Source organism: Clostridium sp. 19966, from assembly GCF_032335695.1.
Lineage (GTDB): Bacteria > Bacillota > Clostridia > Clostridiales > Clostridiaceae > JACTOJ01.
Genome location: NZ_JACTOJ010000008.1, coordinates 189190 through 209327 on the forward strand (window position 1 = coordinate 189190; position 20138 = coordinate 209327).

Sequence of the window (20138 nt, forward strand, 5' to 3'; positions counted from 1 at the left end):
AAATTTTATGCAATTCGCATTGAACCTATATTTCTATTTAGCAATCAAGAAGATTTACTACAAGCTAAATATCTTGCCCCCTTAGCATTAAATCGTATTACCTTTAAAAATCTAATTCAAAATGATTTGCAAATATTAGAATGTATTAAAACCATACTGAAAGAATATTCTAACAAAGAAATTGGGTATGAACTTGCAAATTGTGTCAGCTTCTCTCCGCATCATTTTTGCAGGACCTTTAAGCAAATCACTAGAAAAACTACTACGGATTATATAAATACAGTAAGACTGGATAAAGCGACTCGTTACTTAAAACAAGGGAATTTAAACATTACAGAAATTGCAATGAAGTGTGGGTTTGATGATATTAACTATTTTAGCCGTTTATTTAGAAAACATTATGATATTACACCTACAAAATGCAGAAAATTATATAGCAAACCTTTTTTAAAAGCTTTTTAAAAACGTAGCATGTAAAGCTCAAAGGAGAATGCATACTACGTCTTTGTTTATCTTACAATTTTTCAGTTTCCCTTATTTTCAACACCACTATCAAAAAGTTTTTCTATAATAAGCAGTTTTAAATATATCAACATCTATTTTTAACCGAATTCATGTCCCGGTATGCCGTTATTAACATAATCCTTGCCTTCCAGAGGCTGGAACCCGAATACCTCCATATCTGTTACAATAGGATACGCGTTATGATAGTTGGGAAACGTAAAGTTTAAATTGTAATTTTTCCCATAGAAAGAAGCCTTTGTTCCATCTCCTATAAAAACTGCTGTATTTTTAAGAAAGATGACCTTTCTGGCTTTTTTCCCATTTGACACATTTACTTTTACTTCATAAACAGTAAAATCAAATGAAGTATTTGTTATATTAGAAATTGCAATTTCACAATAATCATTTTTAATCTTCCCTCCGTAAACACCGCTATCAAAATAAGTGCCTGCATACAATTTAACTTTGCCATTCACTTTAGTTGTTTTTTCAGAAGCATCATTATCATCTTTTACAGCCTGCTTACTTTGATTTATTTCAGCAGGTTGTGAAGAACTTGCAGCATTTGGAGCTGCTTCTTTTTTTTCATCACCGCTACTTTGCTGGTTACTAGTTTGTACTTGGTTACTAGCATCCTGTGAAGCACTTTCTAAAGTTTGTTTTTCATTAGCCACTTTTCTATCACTACTGCAACCAGCTAAGATGAAAATTAAGCTTAAACATAATATCAAAACTAAATTTTTTTTCATAATTTAACCACCTTAATTTTAGTCTAGGTTCTAAATTTATCAGCAGCAAGATAGCGTCTTAATGAGTGATAATTTCCTGCTGCTCTACAGTATTTCTTCTCTATCCATGAAAATACCCAGTTCTTGAGGAAACTGCAACATAGGGTACCTCAGAACCATTATTGTCAATATATGCCTCATATATATCGCCACCTAAATATTCTAATCTAGTAACTTTTTGACCATAGGTGTCATACAAATCTTTTTCAAACATTTCTTTCCAATTACTGGGAATAGGTGCATTCGTCGTCATATATTTGGCAAAACTCTCCAAATCCTGTCCGTTGCCTCCAGCAGCTTTATATTTCTTGTATAAACTCACGATATCAACACTATTAAGGAAGGTCTTACTCCATTGAAGTTTTCCTGCTTCCGGTTTATTACCTTGGCCGTTAATAATATAATCCTTAACTTTTTCAGAAATATTTTGTTCCGAAACTTCTGTTTTGGGATTACTTTCAGGGCTTTGAGTTGTTGCTTTGCTAGGCTGATTGTTAGCTGGCTTTTTCACTGTCAGAACAAACTTTACCGGTCTTTCGTACTCCTGAGCGGTGCCTTCAAAAGTATAAGTTCCTGTATTAGAGGTATCTATAGAAGAAATATTCCAATTAATATCAACTTCAGTATCCACATTATTAATTTTAAAGTTTGCAGTCTCCGGAAGCTTAAAGTATTCATTTTGATTAACAGAACCTGTAAGGTTCACAACCTGAAACTTTTGCTTTATAGCTTCTAACTGCTCCTTCATACTATCAGTATCAACTTTATTTTCAATAGCCAATTTAATAATATAAAAAGCGTCGTCCAATCTTCCTGCTTCAATATAGCTGTCCTTTATTTCAAGGTAGGTATTTTTATTACCTTTATCCATTGAAATTGCATTTTCATAAATGGTTCTAGCTTCCGCATATTTACCCTCCGATAAATACTTGTTACCTGCTTTTACCTTTTCACTAATTTCATCTTCTTCAGCTTTTGCCTGCTGACTTATATTATTTGTGAGCACAATTTGTTTGTCCTTTGCCTTACAAGCAGTAAAGACAGAAGTGCATAAAAGTAATGACAAGGCTATTAACATGATCTTTTTAAAATAAGAACTTCTCATAAAATTGTCTCCCTTCATATCTTATGCTCAAATAATAACATGCATTTGTTATCAAGCTTCATCAATTTGTTGCCAAGTTGTTACTAAAGAAAGGTATTTTTACCCTTGTCTTAATTATTTCTCCATTCTCCAAATTTATCACTCCATCATGCTCCTTTATTATTTCGCTGCAAATATAAAGGCCAAGTCCCCTGCTTTGTTCCTCATTGCCTCCTGCCTTCTTTACGAAGGGATCAAAAATATTTTTAAAAATTTCATCCGGTATAGGTTCGGACTTATTTTCAACTTCAATGTTATAATTACCTTCTGAGATATAAGCTTTAACAAAAATAAATTCTCCTTTAACCGAGTACTTTATAGCATTATCTATAATATTAATAATTACCTGTCTTATTCTATCAGTTTGCCCAAAAATATACCCGGCTTCAATCTTTCTATTAATTGCCATGTAATACTTTCTCGCCTTAATATTCATATCGTCGCATATTTCATTCAACAGCTTATACATATCAATGGGCTTTTTTTCCTCTTCCAGTGAAGAGCTTCCTTTGGCTACACTAATAAGCTCTAGGACAAGTTTATGCAATCTTTCACTTTCCAGGTATATTCTTTCATTAGCCCTTTTTCTAAATTCCTCGTCCTCTACAATACCTTCCAGCATCATTTCAGCATAGCCGGAAATTGCAGTAAGAGGAGTTTTGAGTTCATGGGTAACATTATTAAAAAAGTCCCTTCTTCCTTTTTCAAGCTTTTCAACCTTCTCCTTCTCAAGCTTGATAGTTTGAATCTGCTCATTGATTTTATCCTTCATATTAATAAATTCTTGCGATAATATTCCTATTTCATCTTTGCCTTTTACCCTCATCTTAACCTCATAATTACCTTGTCCAACTTCCTTAACTGCTTTGGTAAGAATAGTTATAGGCCTAGTTATTTTGGAAGTCATAAAAAGGGTTAAAACAAAAATAAAAAGGAAAAGCAAAAACTCCCCTAAAGTAATAAACTGAATTGTTTTCTTATAGGTAATATATGAAGCACTATAACTTTTATCTAAAGCAATAATTCCCACATAATTACTGTTTATGTATATTGGGAAAGCCAATATACCATGAACTTCACTTACTCCATATTTTAAATCTACAACTGCTTGCCCTTTCTCCGCCTTTTTTATATTATTTGAGGTTATTTCTTCTAAAGAACTATTTTTTTCACTATAAATAAGGGTGCCTTTCATATCTAAAAGCACACATTTACAGTCGTTATTTAATACTACATATTTAGCTATATATGAAGCATCATGTTTAAAGCCATCTGTATCTGAAAAGGAAGAGCTGATTGCCAATCTATATTTTACATACTCTCGAGTGCTTCTCATTATTTCTTCAAGAGATGTTTTAATGCTGCTTTCCATATTTGATATTAGCACCTGTCTTATCAAAATATTTAAAAGCAGAGAAAAAATCACCAATATTATAGTAAGCCCTAACATGAATTTTACTTTTATCTTCATTATTCTACCTCATAACGTATCCAACGCCAAAAACAGTCTCTATAATGGAATTTGTCTCATCATTATCTAGCTTACTTCTCAATCTCCTTATATGAACATCCACAGTTCGCAGTTCGCCATCATAATCCATATCCCAAACCTTATCCAAAAGCTCCTCTCTTGAAAATACCCTGTTTCTGTTCTTTGCAAGAAACTCCAGCAAATCATATTCCTTAGGCTTAAGCCTGATTTCTTCCTCCTCTTTTAAGACAACGCGACTTTCAGTATTTATCTTGATAGATTTATTCAGTTGTAAAATATTTTCTTCATGGGAAGAGCTATATTTTTCCACTCTTCTTACAGCTACTTTTACTCTGGTCAAGACTTCCTTTATGTGAAAAGGCTTAGTTATATAGTCATCGGCACCTAATTCCAAGCCAAGAATTTTATCAACAACATCATTTCTCGCCGTCAGCATAATTATGGGTATAGAATAATTTGCATTAATAAATTTGCATAGCTCAAAGCCATCTTCATCTGGAAGGTTTATATCAAGCATAGCTAAATTGGGCTGAAAGCTTGATAGAAAGGTCTTTGCTTCAGCAGACGAAAAGGCACTCCTTACATCATATCCTTGTACTTTTAATGCTGATGATAGAATATCATTAATTGAAATTTCATCTTCTACTACTAAAACTTTTACTCCCATTTCCATCCCCATCTCTATAAATTAAGTTTATACTATTTTCGTTAATTGATTTCTTATATTGAAAAATAATCGACCAGTTATTTTCCTCTAGCAATGTTTGAAGTTCACTTTCTAAAAGCACCCAAGTAACTGGTAGTTCTTCCACCCCATTATATCATACCCATATGCTTCCACAATAGAAGGAGATAGTTTTCTATCAAGAAATGTCAAGCAAGATTTTGGATTCAATACATAAAACGCTTTTATAAGAAGCTCTGCCACAATATATAAAAAATGCTTTCACAACAAATAAGAAACGTGCCTAAAAAGCATTTAGACACGTTTCAGAATAATCTAAAAAGTTGGTTTAGCAGCAATTATATCTTTTAGAAGGTCTTCAAACCATTGAGCATTTACTAAATGATGAGAACGTGAATTTTCAAGCATTTTTCTAAAATAAGGAGGATTAGTTTCATTATGCTCAAGAGAGAGTTCTATTAAAGAAATTTTTTCTTTAGTTTGCTGGATTTGTATTTCTATTAGCTTCTTTAGATCCTCGCTTTTGTATTCATTGGCAAATAGCATTGCTGCATAAAAAGATAAATTTACATATTCAGTCTTAGCTCCATACTTGCACATCAGTTTTTCAAATTCTTTGTTTCCTAGTTCAGTGATGATATAATTATTAGTCTCTCTGGTATTATCTAATTGGTCAACTTTTTTAATATATTGCTTTTCTTCTAATTGTTGAAGATTGTAATAGAAGGACCCTTTAGTGAAATTCACTATATATTTGTAGTGTCTCTCTTCCATTAAGGCTAATAATTCGTATCCGTAAGAACCTGGGTTTTGTTTTAATAAACCTAAAATTAGTAATGGTATCAAAAAAACACCTTCTTCATATTCTTAATAAAAATTACTCCGTAATTTTCAAATCTAGCCCTCGTTGATTTGCATGAGTTGAGCTTCAAATTCTTCATACGATATTTTTCCTAACGCCAAATCCATACTTTTTATATACATCTTTTCAGCCTTTGTATATACTCTGGAAGCATTAAAATTTATCAACTCATTTTCATTAATTAATGGCTTCAATACATGCTTCCTATTACAAAAAGCCTCAAAATACCTTAAGCCAAATTTTCTTTGAGAAATTGCATTAATATGAATACCATCAGGATTGGCTGTTAAACCTGAAGCTGTGACAAAGTAACAATTATCTTGTTCAAAAGCAAATTTTTGTAACTCTTGATTAATGAAATTATATTCAATGCAGCTTTTTCCAAAGCCTTCTTTGCCTAAAAAATCTCCTAACCCCCAATAATGAGAGGAATATCTGGAGCATTCAACTCCTTTCTAAGAGCCTCAATAATTAAAAGTAATTTTTTGTAATAGACTTTGTAATTACCATTCATACCATCACTTTCACCCTGATGCCATAGAATTCCTGTTAGCTCACTGCTTTGCATAGCAAACTTAGCTTCAGTTTCAGAAGTAAGCCAAAATACAATTTAAACGATGCCGATAAATATTCATTAATTTACTCACAAGAATATTTTTCCTTATCTATATTAATTGATTGATTTTACATCCAAGCCTTCCAACTGCCTTAGGAGCTAATTAATAACAAAAATCGCCGACTAAGATGAATACTTTTACTCCATTCCAGACAGCATAAATTTTTAGCACCATATAGCTTAATTTATTTCTTGGCATTTATGCTCTTACGCAAAAAACCTTGTACACTCATTTAATCCACGCTATTTTTGCTTATTTATGCCTCCCTTGGGCACGTCCCCTTCGGGGATTAAATTAAGCACAACGTTTTCAATCAAGCTTAATGAGAGCCAGGGAATGTCACTCTCTTTTTTTTAAATCTATATGTTATTCCATGAACTCCATGATATTTCTTAGGTCGCATTATTGCTCCACAATTTTCACAGCTGAATGTAGGAGGTTCGTTTATATCTCCATCATCCATTATGTCAAAATACTCTACAACTTCTTCAGGAATAATTTCTTCATTTCCACATTCTTGACATATATATAGTATCCCTTCGGATGTATTTTCGTTTAACAATACTGCTTCTTTTTCTTTCTTATTTTGAGCCTTTAACCGAAGCATATGTATTTATTATCTCGTCAATGTTTTTTTCTACCTGTTCTTTAATTCTCTCATAGAGAATTTCTCTGATACTACCATACTTAGGATAGACTATATCCTTAAATGTCATTAATGCTCCGCATTTACACCTTAACGGATCTACTCCGAAAGCCTTCATTATTCTATATTCCCATTTTCTAAGCTTTCTGTATTCTTGTTTTAATTTTTCATTAATAAGCATAAAAAACTTATTTTTATGTCTATTTCTTCTAGAATATATACCATAATATCTTACCATCTTAAATTGTTTTTCAGGTATGTGTATTATTAAATTTTTTATAAATTCATAGACGCTTACTTTTTCTATTACTTTCTTATTATCTCCATGCCTTATATAACAAAGGGTTACGGTTTCTCCATCATAATCTAGAATTTTTGATTCCGCTATCGCTGGTCTTCCTGTATATCTAGCTACATATTTTGCTATGGCTTTTTGCGTTGTAACTTCTCCTTTTGCATAAACATAAAAGCCATTATTATAAGTTCTATATATATTGTCTATAAGATTTTTTAGCACATTTTTATTTTCTTTTACTTTAGTTTTTATCTCGTCTAATATAAGCTTTTGCCATCTTTTTCTTAAAGCTTCATAATGAAAATAATTTATTGGTCTCCATTTAGTGTTTTTTCCTGCTCCTCCTTCTGTAACTAAAATATGTACATGTGGATTCCATTTAAGATCTCTACCAAAGGTATGAATCACTGCTATTATTCCTGGAGTAAAGCTCTCGCTTTTATTTAAGCTTTCCATCCATGATTTTATTGCCTTTGCTCCACACTCTGGAAGTATTGATAATAGTTTTCTATCTTTTCTAAAGTATACTCTTAGTTGCTCTGGTATTGTAAACACCATGTGTCTATGCTTTGTTTTTATAAGCTTAACTAGTAATTCCTCTACTCTATTATCAACATATATTTTTCCGCAGGAAGTACAAAATCTGCTTTTGCAGGTAAAACCTTTTTTATGCTTTCTTTACAGTTAGGGCATTCAAATTCTATGTAGCCTCTGCTTATGTCGCCGCAATACATCATTTTATTAACTTCTTTAAATACTACATCTCTTATTTGATGTCCATACAACTTAATAAAGTCATACCAGTTCTCTTTAAATATTTTCTTTATTATTCCACTTTTCACTTTCAACACCCAATCAAATATTATAATATAGCTCTTAATTTTAATCACTAACATTATTTGACACCGCTCTTAAACCTAGGAAAAAAGAGCCATCCCGGGCTCCTCATCGATGTACTTTCCTATACTTTAAAAAAAGCAGCTATAGACTTTTTATATTATATCTATAACTGCTCTTCTCAATTAAAATTTTTATTTTCTCACATACACAAATTGAAGCTAATTCATAAAATCACAATAGTTTCTATTTTTAATAGGTACTAAAGATAAACTTATTGGCTAACTGAATTTAGTATTTCCATAAACTCATCACCCATTATAGTTTCCTTCTGAAGAAGCTGAGCTGCAATTTTGCAAAGAGCTTCCTCATTATCCTTCAAAAGCTTCAAGGCTTCTTCATAACAGTTATTTATAATTTCAAGAACCTGCCTGTCCACTTCTGCAGAAGTTTCAGTAGAACAAGTCTGAACTGGACGTCCATCTAAATATCGGTTTTGTATCGATTCTAGACCCATCATGCCAAATTTATCCGACATACCATATATGGTTACCATCTGTCTTGCAATTTCAGTAGCTCTTTCTATGTCATTTGAAGCTCCCGTAGTTGCTTTTTGAAAGATAACTTCTTCTGCTGCTCTACCAGCTAATAGAACTATTATTTGTTCCACTAATTCATCCTTAGATATAAGAAATTTTTCTTTCTCTGGCATTTGCATTGTATAGCCTAGTGCTCCCATGGTTCTTGGAATAATAGTAATCTTATGCACTGGCTGAGTTTGCTTTTGAAGTGCAGCTGCAAGAGCATGTCCTACTTCATGAAAAGCAACTAACCTTTTTTCTTCCTCTGTCATGATTCTGTCCTTTTTTTCCTTACCTGCTATGACAGTTTCTACAGCTTCAAATAAATCATCCTGCCTAACGGTATCTCTTCCCAGCCTTACAGCTCTTAAGGCTGCTTCATTTACCATATTAGCAAGGTCAGCTCCCACAGCACCTGCAGTAGCTAATGCTATTTCTCCTAGGTTAACTCTGCTGTCAAGTTTAACATTTTTTCCATGAACCTTAAGTATATCTTCTCTGCCCTTAAGATCAGGCTTATCCACAATAACTCTTCTATCAAATCTTCCAGGTCGTAAAAGGGCCTTGTCCAATATTTCTGGTCTGTTGGTTGCTGCAAGTATCACTACTCCCTTGGAAGAATCAAAGCCATCCATTTCTGCCAGAAGCTGATTCAAGGTCTGCTCACGCTCATCATTTCCACCCATCTGACTATCTCGACTTTTTCCTATTGCGTCGATTTCATCTATGAAAACTATGCAAGGTGCACTCTTTTCTGCCTGCTGAAATAAATCTCTGACTCTAGAAGCACCTACACCTACAAACATCTCCACAAAATTGGAACCGGATAAAGAAAAGAAAGGTACATTTGCTTCTCCTGCTACTGCTTTAGCAAGTAAAGTTTTACCTGTACCTGGAGGTCCTACTAGCAATGCTCCCTTAGGAAGTTTTGCCCCAATCTGTGTATATTTTTCTGGTTTATGAAGAAAATCAACTATTTCATTAAGTGATTCCTTGGCCTCTTCCTGTCCAGCCACATCATTAAAGGTAACACCAGTTTTTTTCTCAATATATACCTTGGCATTGCTTTTTCCAAAAGCCATAGCCCCTCCGCCCATCTTCTTTCCTACAGACTGCATAATAAAAGCCCCTAGAAAATAGAACATAGCAAAAGGTAATATCCAAGAAAGTATAAAAGTTAAAATAGGTGACTGTACATCTTTAACTGGTGTTGAAAATTTTACTCCTGCATTATGCAGCCTATCTACCAATTCAGAATCATTTAATGTTCCCGTATAGTAAAGCTTCTTATCGCTATCAGAAGATTTGTTATTATCCTTTGGAGTTATTAAAATTCTGTCACTTTCAATTTTTACTGATTCTACCTGTTTATTTTGAATCATTGTAAGAAAATTACTATAATCAATTTCCTGAGATTTAGATTTTGAAATCAAAGTTACAGCTACATTTATTATTAAAGTAATAATCAACGTAACCACAATGTAACTTGCTAACATCTTATTCTTTCGTATCATAATTAACCTCCTCAATTTTAATTACTTGATACCCTATATACCAATAATTATTCTCATTTGATACATTTTAGCACAATGCTTCCTTTGGGTCAATATAATCACAGCTAATAAGAAATTGCTTTCTATACCTTCACCATCAAACAGTTTACTTATTATACTTTTACTCTTTAAATACACAAATCTTTTCTATTTTTACTAATAAGTGCTTTATTATAGTATTCAAAGAAATGCTTAGGATGTTTTAGCAGTTCAAAAACTGTTTCTCTACCATAAACATCATGTATCAATCCCCATATATCCGCTCCAAAATAATAGGCTATTGGGTTTTTCAAATAAAACTTATGCATTTTACCGTTAATTATTACATCTCTATAATAGTAATTGTCCATATACAATTTTTCTAATTCTTCTATATTTTTAATTTCACCGTCTCTTATTTTCTTTATATCAGATTTGAAAACATCATAAATCATATTAAAATTTGAAATATAATATTCATATGATTCTCGATTAATGGTCATTTCCTGTTTTTCATATATCTTTTTAGTTAATATACCTTCTACATTATTACCATACTTAACTGCGCAGCCTTCTCCACTCAGAAAATAGACCAGTGCAGAATCCATCATTTTTGCTAATTCTCTATTTTCAAGATTATTAAACATAATTTTATAGCCTCTATGATGAAGTTCATGTGCTATTGTATTTATTATACCTTGAATTGTTTTGTCTGCAACGGTGACCTTAAGATCGTAATATGTATAGTTTTTATAGCTAAAACCTCCTGTTACTCCTACTCCTATCGCAAAAATTAATTTAACATCACCCAAATCTATATTACTTGGAAGTCCATATTTAGCCTTATTAATTGCATCAGAAATAGCGGCATCATTAATCTTATCAAGCTTTTTTAAAATTGTTCTATAATAATCTATGTTGTCCAATATATGAAGTAAATCATTGATTCTATATCTTAATGCTTTTGAAGCTATCTTGCTTGGATCTATATTTCTTATATTTATAAAAAAATCTATATATTCTTCCTTGGTGAAACCGATATTTGCTTCATGCTTTTGAAAGAACTCAAACTGTACCTTATAATCCTCGTGATCTAAGATTTCACATAAATCTTTTCGAATGTCCTCGCCAGTATTAAATCTATCCATAATATCTAACATTTTTGAAATAGTACTTTTATTTATTTTCATGAATCAGCAGCTCCTTTATATTACATATACGCTAATACTTAGCAATGCCCAATGCTTGAAAGTTTTCCGTTACTATACTTCTCCATTAGCGAAATACCATTAACATTTTCCATACTCAAATCGGTACTTTCAACATTCATATAGTTATCTTTATAAATTTTTATAAAGATAAGTGCAGCTATAACACCTAAGATTACTATTAAATAAGGTATAGGGCGTTTTCTCACATTTCTCCTCCTATATAAAAGTTTCACTATAGCAGCTTAAGAAAATAAATTAATTATGATTATATAAGGTTTTTAACGCTTGTATTTTCTTTCTATATTCCTCTTCAGAAATAGCATTTGCTTGTGCCAATTCATAAAGAACATCAACGCCTACATCATATTTGCTTTTATTATCTTTAGCTTCCTTCTTTTTGATTAATGTACTATAGAAATTATCATATTCCTCATCAGTTAATATCTCGCTAGCCTTTAAGTTATCAAGAGATAATAACAAATCAATTTCAGTTTTGTCATTGCTGTTTTTATATAGCTTGTCTAATACAAATAGGGCTGGACTAACTATACCTAATAAACCCATTAAAATACCTAATTGCGATCCTCCCAAAGCTAAACCACCATATGTTCCCAAAAGTCCAAATAATAATGTAGTAATTATTAGTCTCATTTTCTCTCTCCTCATCATCGAAATAATTATAAATATAGAAATACTTTTATACTCCAATTATCTTTCTTTATAAAAGTTCAATATATTGACCTTTCCAAGTTGTACATGTTTTCCTGTTTCATTGCTATTTCCATATTTTTTAAATCCAAGTTTTTTTAACAGATTTGATGATTTTGCATTCCAGTCATATACACAGGCTGTCAATACCTCAGCGTTTACAACATTAAAGCAATAATCAATAATTGCTTCAATTGCCTCTGAAGCATAACCTTTCCTTCTATATGCAGGATTAACATCATACCCGATTTCATAGCAAAGTACATCTTTTTCTACTTTTTCAGTTAAATGCATTATTCCTATGGCTTTATGGCACTCTCTCAATTCAATGGCATAGTGCATCTCATCCAATAGCAAATATAGAAAGTCAGTTTCGTATTTCTCATTCATTTCAGCATATGGAGTAAATCCATCATCATAAGCAGTTTCTTTATCACTCATTATTTCAAATAAATCTAATTTATCTTTCTCTTTAATGCGACGTATCATTAAACGTTTTGTATCAATTTTTAATTCTTCAAATTCTTTTTTAAGCTCCTCTTCCATGGCTTCAGCCTCCAAGTTATTTTATGACAAATATGTATTAAAAAGCTTTATACCCCTTAATTATAGCATTAAGTGAAACTTTATGTATATACCTTTACAATATGCTTACTTCAAATGCTTAATAAAAAACTTAAAAGTAAAAAAATAAAAGCCTTAATCTCAATAAATTCAAGATTAAAGCATTTATCAACATTCTTTTAAAACATAGCCAATATTTTTATCTATTCTTTAAACGTTCAATTATTAGCTTGGTAAGCTTATAGGAATTTCCAGCTCCAAAAACTATTATTATATCACCCTGTTTGGCTTTCAAAGAAATCCTATCCGCAACCTTATCAAATTCTTCAATGTAAGCTGCCTTACCGTCATCAACTTTGCTTATAATAGAATTCATATCAACAGGCTCTAGATTTTTATTTATTTCTCTGCCCACATAGGTTTTTGTTACTATAGCTTCATCAGCTTTATTCAAAGCTCCCACAAATTCATTTGGAAATAATTTAAGTCTTGATATTTGATGTGGTTCAACTATAGCATATATTTTTTGGTTTGGATAAGTAGTTTTAAATGTATCCAAAACTGCAGCTATTGCAGTAGGATGATGACCATAATCATCGAATACCTTTATACCTTTTTCTTCACCAGCAAGTTCAGTTCTTCTTCCAATACCCTTGTATTTTTCAAAGGCATCTTTGACAGCTTCTAAATTTACTCCTAATTCAATAGCAGCACTAAGTACTCCTAAGGAATTTGAAACATTATGAGCTCCTAAAAGACCAAGCTTAAAGCTATCCTTAAAATTTGTTCCCTGAACATCAAAGCTTACGCCGTCTTCAGCGAAACTTAAGATTTCCCCTTTATATTCATCGCTAAAAGGAAAATCAAATTTGTCCTTCAAGTAATATCCAATAACTTTAACCTTATTCTCTTGAAGCCAATTTTTCATATCCAGCAATACATCCCTTACTCCTTGGCTTTCTTCATTTACTACAAGAGTACCTGGATGCTTAATATTTATAATAAAGTTCTTGAAGGCAGCCTTAAATTCTGTAAAATCCTTAAAAAATTCCGGATGATCCATCTCAATATTATTAAGGATAATTAAGGATGGTGAATAATTTAAAAAATTACAATTAAATTCATCTGCTTCACAGACAAAATACTTAGAATCAGCTATCCTAAAGCCGCCTCCCCAAGGTTTATATATAGTTCCTGCCTCTACTATAGGATCTAAGCCACCTGCCTCTAAGGTCAACCCTGCTAATACAGTAGTGGTAGATTTTCCATGAGTGCCTGCCACTGCCACAAGAAACTTATCCTTATGCAGGTATTTACCCATAAATTCCTGCCAGGTCATTAATATATTTCTCTTTCTTGCCTCCATGATTTCAGGATGGTTAGGATTGATATCGAAAACAGCAGGCGTAACTGCTAGAATGTCTACTCCCTCAAGATGATCACTACTATGTCCTTTTTTTATTTCAATTCCACTTTCTCTTAATGCCTCACTATAATAACTTGCTTCATTACAATCACATCCAGAAACTTCAAATCCTGATTTTTTTGCTATTACTGCAATAGGCGCCATTCCGCTTCCGCCTATACCCATAAAATGTACATGCAACTTTCTATCCATGCTCTTACTCCTTTAGAATTTATAATCTATTGCCTACTGTTATTATACCACATTATATGAGAGTTGTTACGAATACTGTCTAATTGAGAGTTACTGACACAATAAAAGATTTCCTTAGAAAAGCATTCAAAACATAAATACTAAAATGCACATAAGCTCAGTTATATTCAACAATAAATCCCGCGGCGTTTGTTGTAATATAATTCGTATTGTGCTATTCTTAGCATTATACCTTTAGTAGCCTATTTGCAAATAACTATGGCTCAACTTTTGTACCTTGGAGCAGGTATTTAAACATCTATAGTTAATATTTTATTCATTTGGCTCTGTTTTAAATAGTTGATTTTTACACTTATTTAAAACTTCCTTATTCTTTTAAAACATAGCCATTTATTTAAACGATAGTGAAAGTTGGTGTATATTATGTCAAACTTTAAGAAAAGCAGTATATTTCATAAAAGTTTTGAAATTGGAATATTAATAAAAGCTATTGATGGAATTTTAGAAATTATAGGTGGAATTTTATTAATTTTTTTAAATCCAAATAGATTAAGCAGTCTAGTTGTTTTGTTAACGCAGCATGAACTGTCAGAAGATCCAAGAGATGTCATTGCAAACTTTATGATAAACTTGAGTTCCAAATTCACTATAAGCACACAATATTTTGGAGTATTTTATCTTATTTCTCATGGAATAGTTAAAGTAATTCTTATAGTTTTTCTATGGAAAAGAAAGCCTTGGGCTTATCCACTTACTATAATATCCTTGATTCTATTTATAATTTATCAGATTTATAGATATACACTTTATCCTTCAAGTGGTTTAATAATATTAACAATTTTCGATATTTTAATGATAATATTAACTTTTGTAGAATATAAAAGAATAAAATATAGTCTTAGTTAGAAACATGATTTTATTCTTTATCAATAGAAAATAGCAAACGCTGCGATATTCATCAATGAATTCTGCGGCGTTTTTAGTTTTTCTGGCTAATTGATTATGGCAATTAAATTAGAATTTGAAATATTTATCTATTTATCCATTATAATTACAAAAATTATTGACAATAATATCTAATATGCTAAAATTAAGACTGAACATTCAGTACTAAATCAGAGGAGAAAACAAATGAATCTTCCAAACGCACGTGAAAGAATTTTAAAAGCAGCAGTTAAAATATTTGCTGAAAAAAGCTTTGAGGGATCACGTATTGAAGAAATTGCCAGAGAAGCTAATGTACCTAAATCCCTTATTTATTATCATTTCAAGAACAAAGATGAGATTTTAGAAGTTCTAACAGAAAATTTTATCAATGAATATACAAACATTACCTCTATCAACGAAAAAGAAACTCATGAAGAAAAATCCCAGCAACTTCCTTCTCGTATGAAAGACGTATATTACGAATTCGGAAAAAGAAATGAAGACTTAGTGAGAATAATCTTTATAGAATCTTTAAAAAAAACAAAAGAACAACCTATAATTTTTAAAATGGTAGAGGCTCTAATTAACAAAGAAGCTGAAAAAACTGCAAATACAGAGTTAGAATATGATGTGCAAGAAAGAAGAATTGCAGAGTTTTTTACAAGCTTTATTCCTAATTATGCATACATTTGTTTTTACGAGTCTTGGACAAAGTATTTCAGTATAGATAAAAACCAATTTGATAAATTATACTTAAAGGTATACGAAGAAACTCATGGAGCCTATCACAAGAATCATAAGTAATACTTTTTAAAAAATTTATCAACAAGATTTTCTTATGCTAAAAATTGCACCATTCGTTTTTTAAAATGGCTATGTTTTAAAAGAATGTTGATAAAGGCGTTTTTCGTCTAGCATGGTTTCTTTCAGAACCCATGTAAGTAACTCTAAGGGTCGCTTTATTATAATTGGCTACCAATTTTAATGCGCCCTCCATGGCGCTAAAATTGCTTTGCCCGTCCTGGGCAAAATTACGCCAATTATAAGTCGCAATCCCTAAGAGTTCCTAAAACTCAAACGATAATATCAACATTTTAAAACATAGCCCCATCGAACTGAATGAAGTTTTAAAATTATTATTTAGCTATTAATTTTTAATGTAAAAACAAATAATTTGTAAGAGGTGTATTATGAAACAAGAAATCATTAGAATTGATTTAAATGGAGTAAATTGCTATCTTGGAAAAGAAGGAGCTAACTTCATTTTATTTGACACTGGAGGACATTTGTTTGTGGACAAAAATTTCTCAAATAGACGAGAACTGCTTGAAAAAGAGCTTGAAAACTATGGCTGCCATGCTGGAAACCTAAACCTTATCGTATTAACACATGGTGACAATGACCATGTCGCAAATGCTGCTTTTCTCAGAAATAAGTACAATACTAAAATAGCAATGCATTTATCCGATGTAGAGTTAGTTGATAATCCATCATTAGAAAAAATACTTGGAAATTGTCATTATAACAGTCTCATCTATAAAATTATATTTAAATTAATTAAAAACCAAATAAAGAAACTCTCACAAAAAACACTTGAAGATTTTGAATCATTTAAACCTGATATAACCATTGATGAAAATTACAGTTTATCAGAATACGGTTTTTCTGCTAAGGTTCTGCATCTACCTGGACATACTTCTGGATCAATTGGTATATTAACTGCAAATAATGACATCATCATAGGTGACACACTAACCAATGTAAAAAAGCCTGCACCTGCACCAAATGCAACTGATTTCAAAGCGCTTGCTAAGAGTGTAGATAAATTAAGAACTATTGATATAAACACTGTATATCCAGGGCATGGTACACCTTTTGAAATGAAGGAATTTATTTGATGATGGTTCTTCAGCAGAAATGTTTATAAAAAAATACTAACTTTATAGTTTAACTGCCTTTATTATAAATGAAATCGGCATTAGACTTCCCTTATAAGCTGAATAATATTTATCAGTAAATTCTTCACTGTTTTCACTAGGATCAATCTTTACATCTTCGCATAAACACTCTATTTTCATTCCGCAAGCTGCTAATGCATTTATATAGGAAGACATCTTCCAGTTACGTAAAACCATAGGCTGTTTTTTACGTACTTTCATATGTAAAAACTCTTCATCATGGTATGACCTTTTGAAAGTTATCTGCTCATCTTCTGGTGAAACACATTGCATCAGAGGATGATCCCAACTAAAAACAAATATACCTCCACTTTTCAAATAAGTTGAAATTAAATTTATAGTCTTTCCTATATCCACAGTCCATCCGAGTGCATAAACAGAATAAACAATATCAAAATAATCAAGTGGAATTCCTGGATTTTCCTCCATTGGAGAAACAAATAGATTAGAACCTAAAATGAAAAAGTAAATTCTTGTTTGCAAGAATAATTTCATTTAAAGGAAAAAATCAACTTATTCATAAATATAATTTTTAATTTTAAAGCAAAACTATATTGATTAAATTTTATTTTAATAATACAATAAAATTATAAGTTGTACGTATATCTCTTCTATTTTGTATGAATGTTGTTTTATTATCGGACAAACAATGGTTTTGCAGAAACTTTAATGCTTATAAATTAAGTCTTGTCATAATGATTCTTTAGTAATTTGTACGTACATTGTTCATAAAATTTAAAATATATATTCAAAAAATTTTACAGTTACTCTAAAACGTTATCAATTTATATTATATGGAGGAATAAAAATTGAGTATCGAAATGAATGATATCAAAAATTCTATTATTAATGGAAAAACAGTGCTTGGTATTGAGCTTGGTTCCACCAGAATTAAGGCGGTGCTTATTGACGAAGATAATACCCCTATCGCCTCTGGAAGCCATGACTGGGAAAACAGTTATATAAACAATATTTGGACATATAGTCTAGAAGATATTTGGACAGGTATCCAGCAAAGCTATCAGCACATGGCTAAGAATGTAAAAGAGAAATATGGAGTAAATATTGAAACCATTGGTGCCATAGGCTTAAGTGCCATGATGCATGGTTACATGGCTTTCAACAAAGAGGGAGAACTTTTAGTACCCTTCCGTACTTGGCGTAACACTATTACTGAAAAAGCTTCAGAAGAATTAACTAAGCTTTTCAACTATCATATTCCTCAAAGATGGAGCATCGCTCACCTTTACCAAGCTATTTTAAATGATGAAGCTCATGTGTCCGACATTAGCTTCCAGACAACCTTGGAAGGTTATGTGCATTGGAAGCTCACAGGAGAAAGAGTTATAGGTATTGGGGAGGCTTCTGGAATGTTCCCTATTGATATAAATACTAAGAACTATAATGAAAAAATGATTAATCAGTTTGACGAACTAATTGCTTCCAAAAATTTCTCTTGGAAGCTTGAAAATATTTTCCCTAAGATTTTACTAGCTGGTGAAAATGCTGGTGTTCTTACAGCAGAGGGAGCAAGACTTTTAGATATCAGTGGACAGCTTAAACCTGGTATTCCTCTTTGTCCTCCAGAAGGTGATGCAGGAACTGGTATGGTTGCAACTAATAGTATTGCAAAGCGTACAGGAAATGTTTCCGCTGGAACTTCAGTCTTTGCAATGATTGTTTTGGAAAAGGAATTATCAAAGGTACATGAAGAAATAGACCTAGTTACAACCCCTACTGGAAATCTAGTGGCTATGGTTCACTGCAATAACTGCACTTCTGATCTTAATGCTTGGGTAGGCTTATTTAAAGAATTCTCTGAAGCAATGGGTATGGAAGTTAACATGGATAAACTATTTGCCACTTTATACAATAAGGCACTTGAAGGTGATCCAGATTGCGGCGGATTATTGGCTTATAATTATTTCTCAGGTGAACATATAACTGGTTTTGAAGAAGGACGTCCATTATTTGTTCGTACTCCAGAAAGTAGGTTTAATCTAGCTAATTTTATGCGTGTACATTTATTTACATCCTTAGGTGCACTAAAAACCGGTTTGGATATTCTTCTTAAAGAGGAAGATGTTAAAGTGGATGAAATGTTAGGTCATGGCGGCTTATTTAAAACAAAAGGCGTAGGTCAACAGATTATGGCTGCAGCTATAGATGCTCCTGTTTCAGTTATGGAAACAGCTGCTGAAGGGGGAGCTTGGGGAATTGCTATACTTGCATCTTATATGCTTAACAAGGGTGATGATTCCTTGGAAGATTATTTAGCCAAGAATATATTTGCAGGAAAAGCTGGTACAAAGATAGCTCCAGATGCTAAAGATGTAGCAGGCTTTGACGAATTCATGAAGCGTTACACCGATGGACTTGCCATTGAAAGGGCTGCTGTAGATAAACTAAAATAGATAAGAAAACAAATCAACCCCTGCCATAGCTTTTAACTTTTGGCAGGGGTTCTATATATCCTCTTCCCAAATAATTTGCATACCACACAATTTCTCTATTATAAGTAAACGTCAGCAAATTTATAAACAGTTATCTATTGTTCAATGGATGATTCTAATATATAATGATTGTTAATTGAGTACAGATATCATTAGAAACATAATATTGCATAAAACATAAACTATGGTTAATTCATAGCTTTTATTCAATATAAAACATTAAGGAGATTTAGCACAGGAAGCTCTCAGTGGAAAAGATTGATTTCAACACCAGCTAAAGGCGTTAAAACCTCTCTTCTCAAGGAAGCATTAACTACTTTACCCCAAGCTGTGCTGGACAAAGAAATTTTAGTTTAGGCTATGTTTTAAAAGGATGTTGATAAAGGCGTTTTTCGCAAATGAACTCTAAGGGCTACTTTGTTATAATTGGCTACCAATTTTGATGCGCCGTCCATGGCGCTAAAATTGCTTTGCCCGTCCTTGGGAAAATTACGCCAATTATAAGTCGCAATCCCTAAGAGTTCCTAGAACTCAAACGATAATATCAACATTTTAAAACATAGCCTCCCGAACTGAGGCCACTGAAAAAGCTTCGCTTTTTCATGAAGAATTTAGCTAAATGCTAAATAGAGCACGAAGCATTTCACGATTTAGTAAAATATTTCGTGCTCTTCCCTTTTTCTATAGTGTTTAAAACTTATAGCTATGTTAGGAGC

21 protein-coding genes and 1 pseudogene are annotated in these 20138 nt (G+C 31.9%); 5 read left to right on the forward strand and 17 right to left on the reverse strand.

Annotation, left to right across the window (positions count from 1 at the left end; all coding sequences use genetic code 11):
- The first annotated feature begins 126 nt into the window (after positions 1–126).
- Positions 127–462 carry a helix-turn-helix domain-containing protein gene (locus IAI10_RS10750; protein WP_396334365.1) on the forward strand — a complete coding sequence of 112 codons (336 nt, stop codon included), beginning with the start codon at positions 127–129 and terminating at the stop codon, positions 460–462.
- Positions 463–602: 140 nt separating this feature from the next.
- On the opposite strand, the gene IAI10_RS10755 is transcribed toward IAI10_RS10750, so the two are convergent.
- From IAI10_RS10755 to murC, 16 genes and pseudogenes are all read right to left on the reverse strand, one after another.
- Positions 603–1253 carry a hypothetical protein gene (locus IAI10_RS10755; protein ID WP_315673258.1) on the reverse strand — a complete coding sequence of 217 codons (651 nt, stop codon included), beginning with the start codon at positions 1251–1253 and terminating at the stop codon, positions 603–605.
- 100 nt (positions 1254–1353) lie between these two features.
- Complete coding sequence (locus IAI10_RS10760; RefSeq protein ID WP_315673259.1) at positions 1354–2397, reverse strand: Ig-like domain-containing protein; 1044 nt, start codon at positions 2395–2397, stop codon at positions 1354–1356.
- 61 nt (positions 2398–2458) lie between these two features.
- Positions 2459–3907 (reverse strand): HAMP domain-containing sensor histidine kinase, encoded by a 1449-nt coding sequence (locus IAI10_RS10765; protein WP_315673260.1) that lies wholly within the window; start codon positions 3905–3907, stop codon positions 2459–2461.
- A 4-nt stretch (positions 3908–3911) separates the two neighbouring features.
- Positions 3912–4595, reverse strand: coding sequence for a response regulator transcription factor (locus tag IAI10_RS10770; RefSeq protein WP_315673261.1), 684 nt, complete (start codon positions 4593–4595; stop codon positions 3912–3914).
- Positions 4564–4740, reverse strand: a complete 177-nt coding sequence (locus tag IAI10_RS10775) for a hypothetical protein (RefSeq protein WP_315673262.1) — start codon at positions 4738–4740, stop codon at positions 4564–4566. Before IAI10_RS10775 ends, IAI10_RS10770 begins: the two co-directional genes overlap by 32 nt.
- Before the next feature lie 188 nt (positions 4741–4928).
- The gene (locus tag IAI10_RS10780; protein ID WP_315673263.1) at positions 4929–5459 is read right to left on the reverse strand and encodes a helix-turn-helix transcriptional regulator; all 531 of its coding nucleotides are present in this window, start codon (positions 5457–5459) and stop codon (positions 4929–4931) included.
- 51 nt (positions 5460–5510) lie between these two features.
- Positions 5511–6061, reverse strand: a pseudogene (locus tag IAI10_RS10785) (sialate O-acetylesterase); the annotation flags it as partial.
- A 350-nt stretch (positions 6062–6411) separates the two neighbouring features.
- Positions 6412–6699, reverse strand: coding sequence for a hypothetical protein (locus IAI10_RS10790; RefSeq protein WP_315673264.1), 288 nt, complete (start codon positions 6697–6699; stop codon positions 6412–6414).
- The gene (locus IAI10_RS10795; RefSeq protein WP_315673281.1) at positions 6674–7654 is read right to left on the reverse strand and encodes a transposase; all 981 of its coding nucleotides are present in this window, start codon (positions 7652–7654) and stop codon (positions 6674–6676) included. Before IAI10_RS10795 ends, IAI10_RS10790 begins: the two co-directional genes overlap by 26 nt.
- Entirely contained in the window at positions 7633–7929 is a 297-nt protein-coding gene (locus IAI10_RS10800) for a transposase zinc-binding domain-containing protein (protein ID WP_315673265.1), read from the reverse strand. Before IAI10_RS10800 ends, IAI10_RS10795 begins: the two co-directional genes overlap by 22 nt.
- Positions 7930–8144: 215 nt before the next feature.
- Positions 8145–9965: an ATP-dependent zinc metalloprotease FtsH gene (gene ftsH, locus IAI10_RS10805; protein WP_315673266.1), complete on the reverse strand. Its 1821-nt coding sequence runs from the start codon at positions 9963–9965 to the stop codon at positions 8145–8147.
- Positions 9966–10132: 167 nt separating this feature from the next.
- The gene (locus tag IAI10_RS10810; protein ID WP_315673267.1) at positions 10133–11173 is read right to left on the reverse strand and encodes a DUF5700 domain-containing putative Zn-dependent protease; all 1041 of its coding nucleotides are present in this window, start codon (positions 11171–11173) and stop codon (positions 10133–10135) included.
- 38 nt (positions 11174–11211) lie between these two features.
- A complete protein-coding gene (locus IAI10_RS10815; RefSeq protein WP_315673268.1) occupies positions 11212–11400 on the reverse strand; it encodes a hypothetical protein in 189 nt (62 codons plus the stop codon).
- A 49-nt stretch (positions 11401–11449) separates the two neighbouring features.
- Positions 11450–11845 (reverse strand): hypothetical protein, encoded by a 396-nt coding sequence (locus tag IAI10_RS10820; RefSeq protein ID WP_315673269.1) that lies wholly within the window; start codon positions 11843–11845, stop codon positions 11450–11452.
- A 57-nt stretch (positions 11846–11902) separates the two neighbouring features.
- Positions 11903–12448 carry a GNAT family N-acetyltransferase gene (locus IAI10_RS10825; protein WP_315673270.1) on the reverse strand — a complete coding sequence of 182 codons (546 nt, stop codon included), beginning with the start codon at positions 12446–12448 and terminating at the stop codon, positions 11903–11905.
- Positions 12449–12665: 217 nt separating this feature from the next.
- A complete protein-coding gene (murC, locus tag IAI10_RS10830) occupies positions 12666–14084 on the reverse strand; it encodes a UDP-N-acetylmuramate--L-alanine ligase (RefSeq protein WP_315673271.1) in 1419 nt (472 codons plus the stop codon).
- A 423-nt stretch (positions 14085–14507) separates the two neighbouring features.
- On the opposite strand from murC, the gene IAI10_RS10835 reads away from it, so the two are divergent.
- The 3 genes from IAI10_RS10835 to IAI10_RS10845 all read left to right on the forward strand — a co-directional run bounded on the left by IAI10_RS10835 (position 14508) and on the right by IAI10_RS10845 (position 16909).
- Positions 14508–14990, forward strand: coding sequence for a DUF2127 domain-containing protein (locus IAI10_RS10835; protein ID WP_315673272.1), 483 nt, complete (start codon positions 14508–14510; stop codon positions 14988–14990).
- A gap of 225 nt (positions 14991–15215) precedes the next feature.
- Positions 15216–15815 (forward strand): TetR/AcrR family transcriptional regulator, encoded by a 600-nt coding sequence (locus IAI10_RS10840; protein ID WP_315673273.1) that lies wholly within the window; start codon positions 15216–15218, stop codon positions 15813–15815.
- Positions 15816–16201: 386 nt separating this feature from the next.
- On the forward strand, positions 16202–16909 hold the full coding sequence (locus tag IAI10_RS10845; RefSeq protein WP_315673274.1) for an MBL fold metallo-hydrolase: 708 nt from the start codon (positions 16202–16204) through the stop codon (positions 16907–16909).
- Between the two features lie 42 nt (positions 16910–16951).
- Here IAI10_RS10845 and IAI10_RS10850 read toward each other — a convergent pair whose 3' ends face one another.
- Positions 16952–17452 (reverse strand): hypothetical protein, encoded by a 501-nt coding sequence (locus IAI10_RS10850; protein WP_315673275.1) that lies wholly within the window; start codon positions 17450–17452, stop codon positions 16952–16954.
- Positions 17453–17790: 338 nt separating this feature from the next.
- Between IAI10_RS10850 and IAI10_RS10855 the strand changes: the two genes are divergently transcribed.
- Complete coding sequence (locus IAI10_RS10855) at positions 17791–19383, forward strand: xylulokinase (RefSeq protein ID WP_396334369.1); 1593 nt, start codon at positions 17791–17793, stop codon at positions 19381–19383.
- The last annotated feature ends 755 nt before the right edge of the window (positions 19384–20138 follow it).

Coding starts and splice junctions, on each gene's coding strand:
- IAI10_RS10755 (WP_315673258.1), bottom strand. CDS start 1,253: ATGAAAAAAAATTTAGTTTTGATATTATGTTTAAGCTTAATTTTCATC.
- IAI10_RS10760 (WP_315673259.1), bottom strand. CDS start 2,397: ATGAGAAGTTCTTATTTTAAAAAGATCATGTTAATAGCCTTGTCATTA.
- IAI10_RS10765 (WP_315673260.1), bottom strand. CDS start 3,907: ATGAAGATAAAAGTAAAATTCATGTTAGGGCTTACTATAATATTGGTG.
- IAI10_RS10770 (WP_315673261.1), bottom strand. CDS start 4,595: ATGGGAGTAAAAGTTTTAGTAGTAGAAGATGAAATTTCAATTAATGAT.
- IAI10_RS10790 (WP_315673264.1), bottom strand. CDS start 6,699: ATGCTTCGGTTAAAGGCTCAAAATAAGAAAGAAAAAGAAGCAGTATTG.
- IAI10_RS10800 (WP_315673265.1), bottom strand. CDS start 7,929: ATGTTAGTGATTAAAATTAAGAGCTATATTATAATATTTGATTGGGTG.
- ftsH (WP_315673266.1), bottom strand. CDS start 9,965: ATGATACGAAAGAATAAGATGTTAGCAAGTTACATTGTGGTTACGTTG.
- IAI10_RS10810 (WP_315673267.1), bottom strand. CDS start 11,173: ATGAAAATAAATAAAAGTACTATTTCAAAAATGTTAGATATTATGGAT.
- IAI10_RS10820 (WP_315673269.1), bottom strand. CDS start 11,845: ATGAGACTAATAATTACTACATTATTATTTGGACTTTTGGGAACATAT.
- IAI10_RS10825 (WP_315673270.1), bottom strand. CDS start 12,448: ATGGAAGAGGAGCTTAAAAAAGAATTTGAAGAATTAAAAATTGATACA.
- murC (WP_315673271.1), bottom strand. CDS start 14,084: ATGGATAGAAAGTTGCATGTACATTTTATGGGTATAGGCGGAAGCGGA.
- IAI10_RS10835 (WP_315673272.1), top strand. CDS start 14,508: ATGTCAAACTTTAAGAAAAGCAGTATATTTCATAAAAGTTTTGAAATT.
- IAI10_RS10840 (WP_315673273.1), top strand. CDS start 15,216: ATGAATCTTCCAAACGCACGTGAAAGAATTTTAAAAGCAGCAGTTAAA.
- IAI10_RS10845 (WP_315673274.1), top strand. CDS start 16,202: ATGAAACAAGAAATCATTAGAATTGATTTAAATGGAGTAAATTGCTAT.
- IAI10_RS10855 (WP_396334369.1), top strand. CDS start 17,791: ATGAATGATATCAAAAATTCTATTATTAATGGAAAAACAGTGCTTGGT.